Origin of the sequence: Microbacterium sp. cx-59 (genome assembly GCF_020805625.1) — a bacterium.
Lineage (GTDB): Bacteria > Actinomycetota > Actinomycetes > Actinomycetales > Microbacteriaceae > Microbacterium.
In genome coordinates this window covers 1-12,887 of record NZ_JAJHGO010000002.1, presented here as the reverse complement: position 1 = coordinate 12,887, position 12,887 = coordinate 1, and the positions used below count along the sequence as shown (strand labels likewise).

The 12,887-nt window shown below is 69.7% G+C and carries 11 protein-coding genes; 2 read left to right on the top strand and 9 right to left on the bottom strand.

Features of this window, described 5'->3' with window-relative positions; translation table 11 throughout:
- Positions 1 to 16 precede the first annotated feature (16 nt).
- The 4 genes from LMI96_RS02010 to LMI96_RS01995 all read right to left on the bottom strand — a co-directional run bounded on the left by LMI96_RS02010 (position 17) and on the right by LMI96_RS01995 (position 4,482).
- The gene (locus tag LMI96_RS02010; RefSeq protein WP_228360318.1) at positions 17 to 2,065 is read right to left on the bottom strand and encodes a fructose-specific PTS transporter subunit EIIC; all 2,049 of its coding nucleotides are present in this window, start codon (positions 2,063 to 2,065) and stop codon (positions 17 to 19) included.
- 23 nt (positions 2,066 to 2,088) lie between these two features.
- Positions 2,089 to 3,033, bottom strand: a complete 945-nt coding sequence (gene pfkB, locus LMI96_RS02005; protein WP_228360317.1) for a 1-phosphofructokinase — start codon at positions 3,031 to 3,033, stop codon at positions 2,089 to 2,091.
- On the bottom strand, positions 3,030 to 3,815 hold the full coding sequence (locus LMI96_RS02000) for a DeoR/GlpR family DNA-binding transcription regulator (RefSeq protein ID WP_223720922.1): 786 nt from the start codon (positions 3,813 to 3,815) through the stop codon (positions 3,030 to 3,032). The genes pfkB and LMI96_RS02000 overlap by 4 nt, the downstream gene beginning before the upstream one ends.
- A 127-nt stretch (positions 3,816 to 3,942) precedes the next feature.
- Complete coding sequence (locus LMI96_RS01995; protein ID WP_228360316.1) at positions 3,943 to 4,482, bottom strand: GNAT family N-acetyltransferase; 540 nt, start codon at positions 4,480 to 4,482, stop codon at positions 3,943 to 3,945.
- An 18-nt stretch (positions 4,483 to 4,500) separates the two neighbouring features.
- Between LMI96_RS01995 and LMI96_RS01990 the strand changes: the two genes are divergently transcribed.
- Positions 4,501 to 5,100, top strand: a complete 600-nt coding sequence (locus LMI96_RS01990) for a helix-turn-helix domain-containing protein (protein WP_228360315.1) — start codon at positions 4,501 to 4,503, stop codon at positions 5,098 to 5,100.
- A gap of 63 nt (positions 5,101 to 5,163) precedes the next feature.
- Here the strand turns inward: LMI96_RS01990 and LMI96_RS01985 are convergent, their stop codons facing one another.
- Positions 5,164 to 5,937 carry a hypothetical protein gene (locus LMI96_RS01985; protein WP_223720919.1) on the bottom strand — a complete coding sequence of 258 codons (774 nt, stop codon included), beginning with the start codon at positions 5,935 to 5,937 and terminating at the stop codon, positions 5,164 to 5,166.
- 183 nt (positions 5,938 to 6,120) lie between these two features.
- Between LMI96_RS01985 and LMI96_RS01980 the strand changes: the two genes are divergently transcribed.
- Positions 6,121 to 8,133 (top strand): DUF262 domain-containing protein, encoded by a 2,013-nt coding sequence (locus tag LMI96_RS01980; RefSeq protein ID WP_228360314.1) that lies wholly within the window; start codon positions 6,121 to 6,123, stop codon positions 8,131 to 8,133.
- Positions 8,134 to 8,161: 28 nt separating this feature from the next.
- Here LMI96_RS01980 and LMI96_RS01975 read toward each other — a convergent pair whose 3' ends face one another.
- Genes LMI96_RS01975 through LMI96_RS01960 form a run of 4 tightly spaced genes read right to left on the bottom strand, consistent with a single transcriptional unit; the run spans position 8,162 to position 12,884 of the window.
- On the bottom strand, positions 8,162 to 8,908 hold the full coding sequence (locus LMI96_RS01975; RefSeq protein WP_228360313.1) for an SUMF1/EgtB/PvdO family nonheme iron enzyme: 747 nt from the start codon (positions 8,906 to 8,908) through the stop codon (positions 8,162 to 8,164).
- Between the two features lie 9 nt (positions 8,909 to 8,917).
- Positions 8,918 to 10,864, bottom strand: coding sequence for a glycogen debranching N-terminal domain-containing protein (locus LMI96_RS01970; protein ID WP_228360312.1), 1,947 nt, complete (start codon positions 10,862 to 10,864; stop codon positions 8,918 to 8,920).
- Positions 10,861 to 11,787: a carbohydrate ABC transporter permease gene (locus tag LMI96_RS01965; RefSeq protein WP_223720915.1), complete on the bottom strand. Its 927-nt coding sequence runs from the start codon at positions 11,785 to 11,787 to the stop codon at positions 10,861 to 10,863. The genes LMI96_RS01970 and LMI96_RS01965 overlap by 4 nt, the downstream gene beginning before the upstream one ends.
- Positions 11,784 to 12,884, bottom strand: coding sequence for a carbohydrate ABC transporter permease (locus LMI96_RS01960; protein ID WP_228360363.1), 1,101 nt, complete (start codon positions 12,882 to 12,884; stop codon positions 11,784 to 11,786). Before LMI96_RS01960 ends, LMI96_RS01965 begins: the two co-directional genes overlap by 4 nt.
- Between the last annotated feature and the right edge of the window lie 3 nt (positions 12,885 to 12,887).

Here is a 12,887-nt window from a genome sequence, read left to right as displayed (position 1 = left end):
CTTTGGGTTTATTGTCTCAGGCGGCGACGGGTACCGCTTCTGCCTCGGCCAGTTCTTTACGCCCGACCCACTTCTTCAGTGCCACGACGGCGAAGGCGGAGACCACGGTTCCAGCCAGGACGGCGATGAGGAAGCCCCACCACGGGTCGATGGCGAAGAGCACGAAGATGCCGCCGTGCGGGGCGAGCGACGAGACGCCGAGGGCCATCGCGAGCCCACCGGTGACGGCGCCACCGACCATGGACGCCGGGATGACGCGCAGCGGGTCTGCCGCCGCGAAGGGGATCGCACCCTCACTGATGAACGATGCACCGAGCAGCCAGGCGGCCTTGCCGTTCTCACGCTCGACGGGGGTGAAGAGGTTCTTCGCGAGCACCGTGGAGGCGAGCGCCATCGCGAGCGGCGGCACCATCCCGGCGGCCATGACGGCGCCCATGATGAGGAACGGAACGGCGTGGATGTCACTGGTCGACGCGCTGGCGAGTCCCGCGGTCGCGAAGGCGTATGCCACCTTGTTGATCGGTCCGCCGAGGTCGAAGCACATCATGAGCCCCAGGATCACGCCGACGAGCACGATCGCGGAGGTGCCGGCGAGGTTGGTGAGTCCGTCGTTCAGAAGCTCCATGAGCGCAGCGATCGGCCGGCCCAGGAACAGGATCATGAGACCCGACGCGACGATAGACCCGACGAGCGGAATGATCACGACCGGCATCAGACCGCGCAGCCAGCGCGGCGGGTTGAGGCGTCCAAGCCACCAGGCGACGAATCCGGCGAGCAGACCGCCGATGATGCCGCCGATGAAGCCTGCGTTCATGAGCACGGCCACGGCACCGGCGACGAAACCGGGAGCGATGCCCGGCCGGTCGGCGATCGCGAACGCGATGTAACCGGCGAGAGCCGAGACGAGGAAGCCCATCGACGTCTTGCCGATCATGAAGGCGACCGACCCCAGGTACTGGCCGAGACCGCCCGCGGGTAGATCCCAGAAGGAGTTCTGCGTGATGACAGTCGCCGCGTTCTCCGTGACGTTGAAGCCGCCCAGCAGGAAGCCGAGTGCGATCAGCAGACCGCCACCGGCGACGAACGGGATCATGTAGCTGACGCCCGTGAGCAGGATGCGCTGGATCTTCGCGCCCCAGCCGATCGACTGCGTCGGCGCGTCGGATGCGGCATCCGCGGTCGCTGCCGCGACGCGCGCGGCGCGGGGGTTCCGCGCGGCGGCGACGGCTTCGGTGATCATCGCGACCGGCTGCTCGATGCCGCGCTTCACGCCGGAGCGGATGACGGGCTTGCCCGCGAACCGCTGCTGCTCGCGCACGTCCACATCCGTCGCGAAGATCACCGCGTCGGCGTTGTCGATGACGCTCTGCGGGAGCGCTTTGTAGCCGCTCGAGCCCTGCGGCTCGACGACCAGGTCGACGCCCTCGGCAACGCCCGCGGCGGTGAGTGCGTCGGCGGCCATGAACGTGTGCGCGATGCCGGTCGCGCACGCTGTGACGGCCACGATCCGGGCGGGGCGCCCGTCGATCAGGAGCTCGCTCGACGCCTCGGCGGCGGGCTCAGCGGCGGGCACCGCAGCGGGCGCAGCGGCGGGGGCGGCCGGCGCGGACGTTTCTTCACCGATCGCCTCGCGCACGATGTGCACGACGGCATCCGCGTCGGCCGCGGAACGCAGCGCACTCGTGAAGGGATCCTGCATGAGGCTCCGGGCGAGCTTCGAGAGCACCGCGAGGTGCTCCTCGGCCGCGTGCTCGGGGGCGGCGATCAGGAAGACGAGATCGGCGGGACCGTCGGACGCACCGAAATCCACTCCCGGCGTCAGGCGGGCGAAGGCGAGCGACGCCTGCGTCACCGCGGAGCTCTTCGCGTGCGGGATGGCGATGCCGCCGGGAAGCCCGGTCTCGTCCTTCTCCTCACGCGCCCACGCATCGGCGAAGAGCGCTTCCGCGTCGGTCGCGCGGCCTGCGGCGACGACGCGCGCAGCGAGCGCGCGGATGACCGCGGCTTTGTCGGCCCCCAGGTTCTCGTCAAGGCTGACGAGCTCCGGGATGATGGTGTCAGACACGATGACCTCCAGTGGTCGGGTTGTCAGCGGCTGAAGCGCCGGACGGGGATGTCGGCGGTGGGCAGATCCGCCGGCGTCGGGGGTTGGGTTCCAGGAAGGGATGCGGCGGCCGCGCCGTAACGCATGCCGCCCCGGAGGCGGTCCTCCGGAGAGAGACCGGCGACGTCGGCGAGGAGATATCCCGCGAGCGAGCTGTCGCCGGCACCGACTGTGCTGACCGCGGTGATGCGAGGGGCGGTTCCGACCCATGCGCCGTCTGCGGTGACGAGCAGGGCGCCGGCCGCGCCGAGGGTGACGAGGGCAGCACCGACGCGACGTCCGACGAGGCCCTCGGCGAGCTCGATGATGCCCGGGATATCGTCAGGGTCCGCCTCGGCACCGGTCAGCTCGGCGAGCTCGTGCTCGTTGGGTTTGATCAGGTCGGGCGACGCGTCGGCGACGACCGCGTGCAACGCGGGGCCCGACGTGTCGACGGCGATGCGGGGAGCCGCATCACCGTGGGCCCCGCGGACGGCGGCGATGATGCGCACGTACAGGTCCGGCTCGGCGCCCGGCGGCAGGGATCCGGCGAGCACCAGCCAGTCGGCCCCCGCGGCGGCGGCGATGACGTTCTCGAGGAGGGCCGCCTCTTCGGCGCCGCCCAGGTGCGGGCCCGGGAGGTTGATCTTCGTGGTCGTGCCGTCGGGGTCGAGCACGGTGAGGTTCGACCGCGCGTGACCCGAGATCGGCACCGCGTGCACGGCAACGCCCGTCGCCGCGAGTGCCGTGGCGAACGGATCCGTGTCGGCGAGCGGCAGAACCGCGAGCGTCTTGACGTTCGCGGCGGCGACGACGCGCGCGACGTTGATTCCCTTGCCGCCGGCGTCTTCACGCACGCCCGCGGCAACCTGCACCTCGCCGACGCGGAGCGGCTCGGTGAGGGTGACCGCTCGATCGAGCGAGGGATTGGCGGTGACGGTGACGATCATGCGACTCTCACTTCCACGCCCGCCTCGGCCAGTGCCGCGGCGAGCTCGGCGGATGGTTCTGCATCGGTCACGAGCGTGTCGATGGCAGACAGGGGGGCGAACCCGACGAGCAGTTCGGTATCGAACTTGCGCGAGTCACTGACGACCACGATGCGGCGCGCCGCCGCGACGATCGCGCGCTTCACCGCCGCTTCTTCGGGGTCGGGAGTGCTGAGCCCGAAGTCCGCCGACAGGCCGTTCGTGCCGATGAAGGCGACATCGGGGCGGAGGCCGGCGACGATCGATGTCGTCGACGCCCCGACGGCAGCACCGGTCACGCCGCGGATGCGACCGCCGATGAGCGTGAGGGTGACGCGGTCGGATGCCGCCAGGGACGGCGCGAGGGCGTATGCGTGGGTGACCGCATCCGCGGTGCCCTGCGTCGCTTCGAGGTAGGCGGGCAGTCGTTCGGCAATCGCACCGACGGTGGACCCGGCGTCGAGGAAGACGGATCCGGCGAAGCCGGAGCCGAGCTCGTCGAGGGCGGCCGCCGCGATCAATCCCTTCGCGTCGCCCCGCTCACGGATGCGTTCGGTGAGTGAGATCTCACGGGTACTCGACCGGTCGGCGCCGACGGCGCCACCGTGCACCCGGCGAAGCACGCCGCGCTGTTCGAGGACGCCCAGGTCACGGCGAACGGTCTCGGTGGTGACGTCCAGACGCTGCGCGAGGTCGATGACGACGAGTCGTCCCTCGAGCTGCAGAATGCGCTCGATCTCGTCTTGGCGCTCCGTTGCGTACATGGCCATCCTCCCTGATGCCCACAGATTACAACACAAATCAACATAAGCACAGAGATGTGGACCGCGAGAATTCACCCGAATCGCGGATGCTCGACGGGAGTCCCGTCGATCGGTCGCCCTCCCCGCGTCAGCTCAGCTCCGCCGGAGGTGTGCGCAGATCCGCACCGGGCATCAGATCGAGCTCCGCCCACGCCACGTCGTGCCAGGCCCTGTGCTTCCACCCGATCCGGCGATGCAGTCCGGCCCCCTCGAACCCGTAGCGCTCGTGCAATCGCATGCTGGCCGGATTCGGCTGTGTGATCGCCGCGACCGCCCGTCGATATCCGCGCGCGCGAAGGTCGCGCAGCAACCCGTCGTAGAGCGCCCGCCCCCCGCCCGCGCCTCGATGGTCGGGGCGGAGATACACACTCACCTCGCAACTCCAGCGATAGGCGGCGCGGGCCTTGAATGGTCCGGCGTAGGCGTACCCGACGACCGATCCATCGATCTCCCAGACCAACCACGCGTGCCGGTCCTGCGCCTGCGCGATACGACGGGCCATCTCCGTCTCGGTGGGGGCCTCGGTCTCGAAGGTGATCGCCGTGTTCTCGACGTAGTGGGCGTAGATCGCCGCGCACGCCGCAGCGTCGCTCGGCTGTGCCGTTCGGGTGGTTCCCTCGTGATTCATGTTCGTATAATAAGCACTATGCGCGCACATAGTGACACTCCCGCAGCGTCCGCCGATTTCGGACCGGCGCTCGGCCGTGCGGTGCGCTCCGCGCGGTCCGATCAGGCCCTCTCGATCTCGGGCCTCGCCACGTCGTCCGGAGTGTCGCGCGCGATGATCGCGCGGATCGAGGGCGGCGATGTGCAGCCGACGGCGGCGCTGCTCGCCCGGCTTTCCGCCAGCCTCGGTCTCACGCTGTCCGAACTCATCGCCCGCGCCGAGTCTGACGGCGCCCGCCTGCGCCGCGCCGCCGAGCAACCGGTGTGGACGGATCCCGAGTCCGGGTACAGCCGCCGTGCACTCTCGCCGTCCACCGGCGCGGCGATCGAGCTCATCGAAGTGACCCTTCCCCCGGGGGCATCGGTCGACTATCCCACCGAGGCGTATCGGCACATCACTCAGCAGATCTGGGTCATGTCCGGAGCCCTGCGATTCCGGGAGGGCGCCGACGTTCACGAGCTCCGGTCCGGCGACTGTCTGCAGCTCGGCGAACCCGCTCACTGCGCGTTCGAGAATGCCGGCCCGTCGGAGTGCCGGTACATCGTGGCGCTCGTCAAGTCGGCGCATCCTCGCCGCTGACGTCCCGGACACAGCGATGGCCCCGGTCCAGGCGGACCGGGGCCATCGCTGATGGTCTGTGGATCAGGCTTCGCTCATCGCGCGAACCTCGGCCTGCCCCTTGGCCGCGTAGTACGCGGCACGGGCCGCATCCTTCCGCGCCTGCTCGGCGTAGCCCGCCTCGAGCTCCTCCTGCGGTACCTCGACGTTGGGCGCGTGCGGCACGCCGTTGTACTTCTCGATGTACGCGTCGAGCTCCGGACCGCTGGTCCAGGAGGTGATCAGGCAGTAGCGCGGGTCGGTGCCGCGGTGCGTGGCGGCGTGCCACAGCCGCTGGGTGTCGATGATGAGCTGAGCACCCGCCGGAAGAGCGATGCGAACCTCGCCCTTCGGGTCGGTGCGGTTCTCCCGGAGCACGAAGAAGCTGTCGGTGTCGTTCGTGAGGTTGAAGAACCCGCGCACGACCCAGCCGGTGCCGTCGGGGTTCAGACGGTTGTTGTCGTCCTGGTGGAGGTTGTACAGCGTCTCGCCGTAGGGCGTCGGCTGCAGCTCGATCACGCGGCACCGGCCGACGTTCGCGCCCGGCTCCTGCGCGCGGCGGGCCAGGTTCGGGGCCTTCGCGACCTGCGAGTCGATCCAGACGCCGTCCTTGTCGGTGCGCGGCGGCTTGTGGTTCCAGAAGCCGTTGCACTCGATGTCGCCGAAGGCGCTGGCGAGTGGGGCGAACCGGGTGTCGCCCGAGGACTTCCAGTCGTTGTACTCGATGTCGAGCCACTCTTTGGGATCGAGTTCCTGGTTATAGCTGTCGAGGACGACATAGCCGGTCTCTTCGAGAGCGGCAGACTTGATGTAACCCATGACGGATCACGCCTTTCTTCTGGGGCCAGCGAAGTTTTTACAGGCCCTGGTAAGGGCAGCCTACCTCCCGTGTTCCGCCGAGCCGAGGGGCGACGCGGGCCTCGGAGGGCATCCACATAGAGTGGGATGCGGGTGGTTCCGACCACCCGTCGGAGTGCACGTCGAGGGACGAGAACGAGGAACATGGTCAGCGCCACCAACGTCGATGCCACGGCCGTGAACACGATCGCCTGGCTGTCCGCATCCGACACCCGGATCGTCGTCCCCGTCTACCAGCGCCAATACCGCTGGGACATCGGCGCATGCGAGCAGCTCCTCGGCGACATCCGCGCGGTGGCCGACCTCGGCGATGGGCACACGCACTTCCTCGCCTCGATCCTGTCGTCCCGGGGCAGCGATGCGGACGCGGGCGAGCTCGTGCTGATCGACGGCCAGCAGCGCATCACGACGCTCATGCTCCTGATCGCGGCGCTGCAGCACACCGTCGCCGACAGCGACCCGGCGCTCGCGGCGGAGACGCAGCGCGTGCTCGTGCGGTCGGATGATCCCGAGCGCACCCGGCTGCGCCCGCACCGGGCCTGGGCCGGCGTCTTCGAGAGCATCGTGCGGGGCCGGCACTCCCCCGGGGCCGACGAGCCCGAGTCGCGGTTCGCCGACAACTACGCATTCTTCCGCAGCCAGATCCGCGCCGACGAGGCCCCGCGCATCTGGCGGGGACTCCAGCGCCTGGAGCACGTCGCGATCGCGCTCGGCGCGGGCGCGAACGCGCAGCAGATCTTCGAGAGCCTGAACTCCACCGGCGAACCCCTCCGCGATCACGAGCTCATTCACAACTACGTGCTGATGGGCCTCTCGCACGCCGAACAGACGGCGCTCGAAGACGCATTCTGGGTGCCGATCGAACAGAACACCGGCTCGTCGATCGCCGACTTCTGGCGGCACTACCTCGTGATGCGCACGGGGCGAGAGCTCGCCGGGGCGGCCCCCCGGGGCGTGTACGAGGCGTTCCGTCGCGAGTTCCCGGTGCTCGATCCGGCGTCGCTCCCCCACCACGCGGCCGAGTGGAAGCAGTTCTCCGAGATCTATCGGGTGCTCCTCGAACCCGCGCATGCGCCCGACGAACACGTCGCCCGGCACCTGGGTTACGTGAACACCTTCGGGCGCAGCATGTATCCGCTCGTGCTGCGCGCGTACGGCGAGTGGGTGCGCGGAGAGACCGATCGGGATGAACTCGTGGCCGTGCTCGAGAGCATCCAGTCGCTGCTGGTGCGACGAGCGATCGTCGGCCTATCGAACGACCGTCTCGTGGCCCGGCTGTGCCGGGCGCGCAGCGAGAGCGCCGAAGAACTCGGGCGCGCGTTCGGGCGCATCACCCCGTCCGATGTGCGCGTGCGGGCCGCGCTCAAATACACCGACCTGCCGCATCCGGCATACGTCCTGGGCCGCATCTCGGGAGTCGATTCGGTCGCCGAGTTCGGCGTGGAGCACGTCTTCCCGCTCGTGCCGGGTGACGACTGGAGCGGCGACGACACGCGGGTGTGGGCGGACTACTCAGATGACGAGCAGAACAGCCACCGCGCCCTGGCGCGCACGCTCGGCAACCTCGCGCTTCTGGAGGATCCACTGGCCGAACGGATCCTCGATGCGTCGTTCCCCGACAAACGCGCGATCTACGCGAAGAGCGACGTGCCGCTGACGCGCGCCTTGGCCGCGCGGGATGCGTGGGGAACGGCCGCGATCGCCGATCGCACCGTGACCCTCAGCGACACGTTCGTCGCGACCTGGGAGCGCCCGGTCGACGTGCTGATCGATGACGACGATCTCACCCCGATCCTCGACGCGACGCAGCGCCGCGGCTTCCCGCCCGGCTGGCAGCGGGAGTGGTCGTACGTCGAGTACCGCGGCGAGCACTGGGAGATCTACGACGTCGCGGCACTCTTCAACCGCATCTTCAGACGGCTGTGGGCCGACGCGCGCAGCGCGGTCATCGCCTTCAGCGACCGCCGCGGCGGGCCCGTCTACGACGCCCAGGCGTGGAACGGTCAGTGGGACGAGCTCGGCGACGGCGCGTTCCTCTACATGGGCTGGGACTCGGGTTACATGCTGAGCGCCATCCAGGGCGTGCTCGATGAAGCGGGGATCGCCGCCGAGGTCTTCGTCAAGTACTCCTACATCGGCACCGCGATGCGCGACTGACCGGCCGGGCGATCGACCGGCCCGCGGATCAGCGCCTGATCGGCGTCCAGCCGGGCGGCAGCGGATCGTCGTAGGCGGCGCGTTCGTCGTCTGCCGCCCGCGACCACCCCTGGGCGGCATCCGGGTTCTCGGACGCACCGCGCGCGACGCGGAACCCGACGTCGTCCTGGGAAGAACCGGGTGATCCGCCGCGTCGGACGGAGGCACGCACGCTCCACGCGTCGTCGGCGAACCCACCGCCGCGGAAGACGCGGTAGTCGCCGTAGCGGGCCGGGTCCAGAAGGTCCCAGCACCACTCCCAGACGTTCCCGAGCGTGTCGAACATGCCGTTCAGGTTCGGCATCTTGCCGCCGACGTTCTGCGGTGCGCCGACGCCGTCGAGCGATGTCCATGCCACGTCCGGAAGCGCGCCGTAGTGCGGAGCCGACGAGCCCGCGCGGCAGGCGAACTCCCACTCGGCCTCGGTGGGGAGGCGGAAACCGTCGGAATCCGCGCTCCAGCGCACATCCGATCCGTCGAACGTGTACGCCGCGTCGAGCCCCTCCCACTCCGACAGCGCGTTACAGAATCGCACCGCGCGCGTCCAGCTCACATCGACGACCGGGCGACGCGGATGCGTTCCGCCGAGGCCGAGCAGTTCACCGAACGCATCCTGGGTGATCGGGTACACCGAGATCTCGAACGGCTCGAGATCGACGTCCCGGCGGATGCGGCGCCGCGCGTCGTGGAGCGTCACGGTGCCGCCGGGGATCGCGGCCAGCTCGATGTCGGTCACCCCGGAACTCTACGCGCGCAGACGCAACGCCTCCGCGCGAAGAACGGCCAGCGCGGTGACGGATGCGGCGGCCGACCAGGCCTGGGGGCGACAGGCCGCGGGGTAGGGCACCGGAGCGCCGGTCTGCGCTTTCAGGTCGCCCGCGTGCAGCTCGGGCACGCGATAGTCGAATCCCTCTGCGGCGTCGAGCAGCGCCCCCACGACGGATGCCGCGGCCTCGACCAGCCCGGCGCGCAGCATGCCGTGCGCGGCGATCGCGGTGTCATGGGCCCAGACGCTGCCGCCGTGGTACGAGAGCGGCCAGTAGCCGGCCGCATCCGTCGACAGGGTCCGGATGCCGAACCCGCTCGACATCGTCGCGCCGAGCAGAAGACCGGCGACGTGCGCTTCTTCGGCGGGGTCGAGGATTCCGGTGCCGATGAGGTGGCCCACGTTGCTCGTGAGCGTGTCGACGGGGCGCTTGTCGCGGTCGAGCGCCACGGCCGGGTAGCGCCCCTCGGGCGTGCTCACCCAGTAGGCCCGGCGGAATCGGTCGCGGAGGGCCGCCGCCCACTCGCGCAGGTCTCCCGGAACGTGCCCATCGTCGTGATCGTCCAGAGCCTCGAGGATGTCGGCGGCTGCGACGGCCGCTTCGTACGCGTATCCCTGGACCTCGCACAGGGCGATCGGCCCCTCGGCCAAGCGACCGTCGCGCCACTGGATCGAGTCGCCCGAGTCCTTCCACCCCTGATTGGTGAGCCCGCGACCCGAGCGATCGATGTAGTCGAGGAAGCCGTCTCCGTCGCTGTCACCCGAGACCAGCATCCACTCGAGTGCGCGATGCAGCGCGGGAAGCAGGTCGCGCACCTCCTGCTCCGGCATACCGGCCCGCCAGGCGTCCGCGAGCAGGCAGATCCACAGCGGCGTGGAGTCCACGCTCCCGTAGTAGAGCGGGGGGAGAACGACGCCCTCCCCCGGTATCTCGAGCGCCGTCGCCCGCAGCTCGTGCAGGATCTTTCCCGGCTCCTGGGCCGTGTCGACGTTGTCCATGCTCCCCTGCAGACGGGCCAGGACCCGGAGGGTGGATGCGGCGATGCCGACGTCCCGCGGAAGGGCCAGGCGTGCCGACCACAGCGAGTCCCGCCCGAACAGGGTGAAGAACCAGGGCGCGCCGGCGGCGTAGAACTCGTCCGCGGGCTGGCCGGGGATCACGAGCCGCAGGGCATCGAGATCGGAGAGCGCGCGGCGAAGCCAGGCGCCGAGTCGGGGCTCGAGCGCGCGGCCTTCCGCGATCGTCTCGTCGTGGCCCCCGGCCGAAGAGTCCGCCGGCGCGGCGACGACGATCTCGTCGTCGTGCAGGGCGAGCGCGAAGGTGACGGTGCGCGCACTCCGCGCCGGTGCGGTCACCGTCCACCGCGCGTGGATCCCGTCCGCGTCGACTGCGATCTCGGCTTCCGGTGCCCGCAGCACGCTGCGTTGCGGGCCGGAGACGATCACGGCCGTCTCCCCCTCCACGCGCACGTCCACGTCGCCACCGCCGGGCTGCCCGGCTTTCACGTCGTGCATCGAGGCGAAGTCGGGGACGAGTCGGAGACGGAGCTCGGTGGTCACGTCGACGTCCCGGCCGTTACGCAGCATCCACGTCTCGGTCAGCGCGCCCGGGCCCACTCGTCGAGAACGCTCGAGACGCACCCTCGGGTCGGGTTGGCCGCCATCGAGTCCGCGCAGAAGTCCGACGAACAGCAGGTCGCTCGCCCCTTCTTCCGCGGCGGAGATCCACTCGATCTCGGAGCCCTCGCCCGCGCATTCGAGCAGGCGCACGTGCCGCACATCGCCGTGGTAGATCCCGTGGATCGGCGCTGTGCCCAGGTCTCCCGTTCGCGCGGACCACACCTGGGTCGGCGCGCGCAGGGCGATGAGCGCGTCGTGCAGGAACGGCTGCTGCGCGGATACTGCCGCGGTCGTCTCGACGGTCATTCCTTGACGGCCCCTTCGCTGGCGTTCATGATTCGGCGTTGGAAGATGAAGAACATCACGGCGACGGGGATCGTCATGATGGCGGCGGCGGCGAGCTTCAGGGGGAACTGACTGCCCTGGCTGAGCTGTCCGCTCGCCAGCGATGCGACCCCCTTGGTCAAGGTCGTGAGTTCGGGCGACTGCGTCGAGATCACGAAGTGGCTCAGCTCGTTCCACGATCCCTGGAACGAGAGGATCACGATCGTGATCAGCGCGGGCCGCGCCATCGGCAGTACGACCGACCAGAAGATCCGGAACGACCCGGCCCCGTCGATCCGCGCCTGCTCCTCGACCGAGGGCGGGATCGACTCGAAGAAGTTCTTCATGATGAACACGCCCGCCGCATCCACCAACAGCGGCAGGATCATGCCGGCATACGAGTCGTAGATGCCGAGCTGGTTGATCACCAGGAACTTCGGAATCAGCAGAACCACGGTCGGCACCGCCATGACCGCGACGAGCGCGGCGAAGACGACGCCACGGCCGCGGAAGCGGAGCCGGGCGAGCGCGTACCCCGCCAGCGAGTTGAAGAACACGCGCCCGGCCGTAACGAACACCGTGACCACCGCCGAGTTGGCGAACCAGACCGGGAAGTCCGAGTTCAGGAACAGCCGCTCGTACGCCGCCCACGTCAGGGGGTTCGGCACGAGCGACATCGGGTCGGCGGCGGCGTCCGCATCCGTCTTCACCGATGTCGCCAGCTGCACGAGGAACGGGGCGATGTAGATCGCCGCGAGTGCGAGCAGGAGCGCATAGAGCGCGATCTGCCACGCCAGCCCGCGTCGGGGCCTCCCCACGCGCCTCTTCTTCGGAGCAGCCGGCGCCGCCGCCGCGCCGCGCTGCTCCGCGAGCACGTCGGCCTGCAGGGGGGTGATGCCGCTCATGATCGGCCGCCCTTCACTTCGTACTGCCGGGCTCGACGCCGCGACACGGGCCGATCCCGCAGGATCCAGCGCTGCAGGATCGTGAAGGCCACGATGATCACGAAGAGCACGAAGGCGATCGCCGCGCCCTGACCCCACTGCTGAGAGATGAACGCGGAGTCGTAGCTGAGGTAGGCGGGGGTCAGCGTCGTCTTCGCGGGGCCGCCCTGGGTGCCCGTGTAGATCTGGTCGAACACCTGCCAGGTGCCGATCAGGCCGAGCGTCAGCACGGTGAACAGCGTCGGCTTGAGCTGCGGAAGAGTCACGCGCCAGAAGCGCTGCCAGGCGTTCGCGCCGTCCATCATCGCCGCCTCCTCGACATCGGCTCCGATGTTCTGCAGCCCCGCGATGAACAGCAGCATGAACGTGCCGGATGTGGTGAAGATCGCCATCAGGATGAACGCCGACATGGCCACCGACGGGCCGGCCGCCCAGTCCCACCAGCTCACCCCGAGGAAGTCGTTTCCGGTCAGCACCTCGGGACCTGTGGTGACCCCGAACACGCCGAGCAGGTTGTGAAGCACCCCGCTCGGGTCGTTGAACCAGTTGGGCCCGTTGATACCGAGCCAGGACAGCACCTCGTTGATGGCGCCGGAGGTGGAGAACAGGAAGAGCCACAGAACGGTGATCGCGACCGAACTCGTCACCGACGGAAAGTAGAAGGCCGTGCGGAAGAACCCGCGCCCGCGCAGCACCGCGCGGTTGACCAGCACGGCCAGGAACAGGGCCAGCGCCGTCTGCAGCGGTACCACCAGCAGCACGTACCAGGCGTTGTTGCGGAGCGCGATGCCGAAGTCGCGACGGGCGAGCCCGCTCTCGGTCGTGACCGCGGCGTAGTTGTCGAGGCCGACGAACCCCACTGTCGAGGCGAGGGGGCTGCCGCGCCCACTCCAATCGGAGAAGCTCACCCACAGCGCCATCAGCACGGGGATGAGCAGGAACACACCGAGGATGACGAGCACGGGGAGCGTGAAGAGCCAGCCGGCGGCGGCCTCGCCGCGCCGAAGTCCCGCGTGGGGGGCTTCGGCGCGGCGGGGCCCCGCGGCGAGCACGGGCACCGC

What these genes read in the sequence shown, in the direction of transcription:
- LMI96_RS01985 (WP_223720919.1), bottom strand. Translation starts at nt 5,937, where the DNA reads ATGGGTTACATCAAGTCTGCCGCTCTCGAAGAGACCGGCTATGTCGTC.
- pfkB (WP_228360317.1), bottom strand. Translation starts at nt 3,033, where the DNA reads ATGATCGTCACCGTCACCGCCAATCCCTCGCTCGATCGAGCGGTCACC.
- LMI96_RS01970 (WP_228360312.1), bottom strand. Translation starts at nt 10,864, where the DNA reads ATGACCGTCGAGACGACCGCGGCAGTATCCGCGCAGCAGCCGTTCCTG.
- LMI96_RS01980 (WP_228360314.1), top strand. Translation starts at nt 6,121, where the DNA reads ATGGTCAGCGCCACCAACGTCGATGCCACGGCCGTGAACACGATCGCC.
- LMI96_RS01995 (WP_228360316.1), bottom strand. Translation starts at nt 4,482, where the DNA reads ATGAATCACGAGGGAACCACCCGAACGGCACAGCCGAGCGACGCTGCG.
- LMI96_RS01990 (WP_228360315.1), top strand. Translation starts at nt 4,501, where the DNA reads ATGCGCGCACATAGTGACACTCCCGCAGCGTCCGCCGATTTCGGACCG.
- LMI96_RS02000 (WP_223720922.1), bottom strand. Translation starts at nt 3,815, where the DNA reads ATGTACGCAACGGAGCGCCAAGACGAGATCGAGCGCATTCTGCAGCTC.
- LMI96_RS01965 (WP_223720915.1), bottom strand. Translation starts at nt 11,787, where the DNA reads ATGAGCGGCATCACCCCCCTGCAGGCCGACGTGCTCGCGGAGCAGCGC.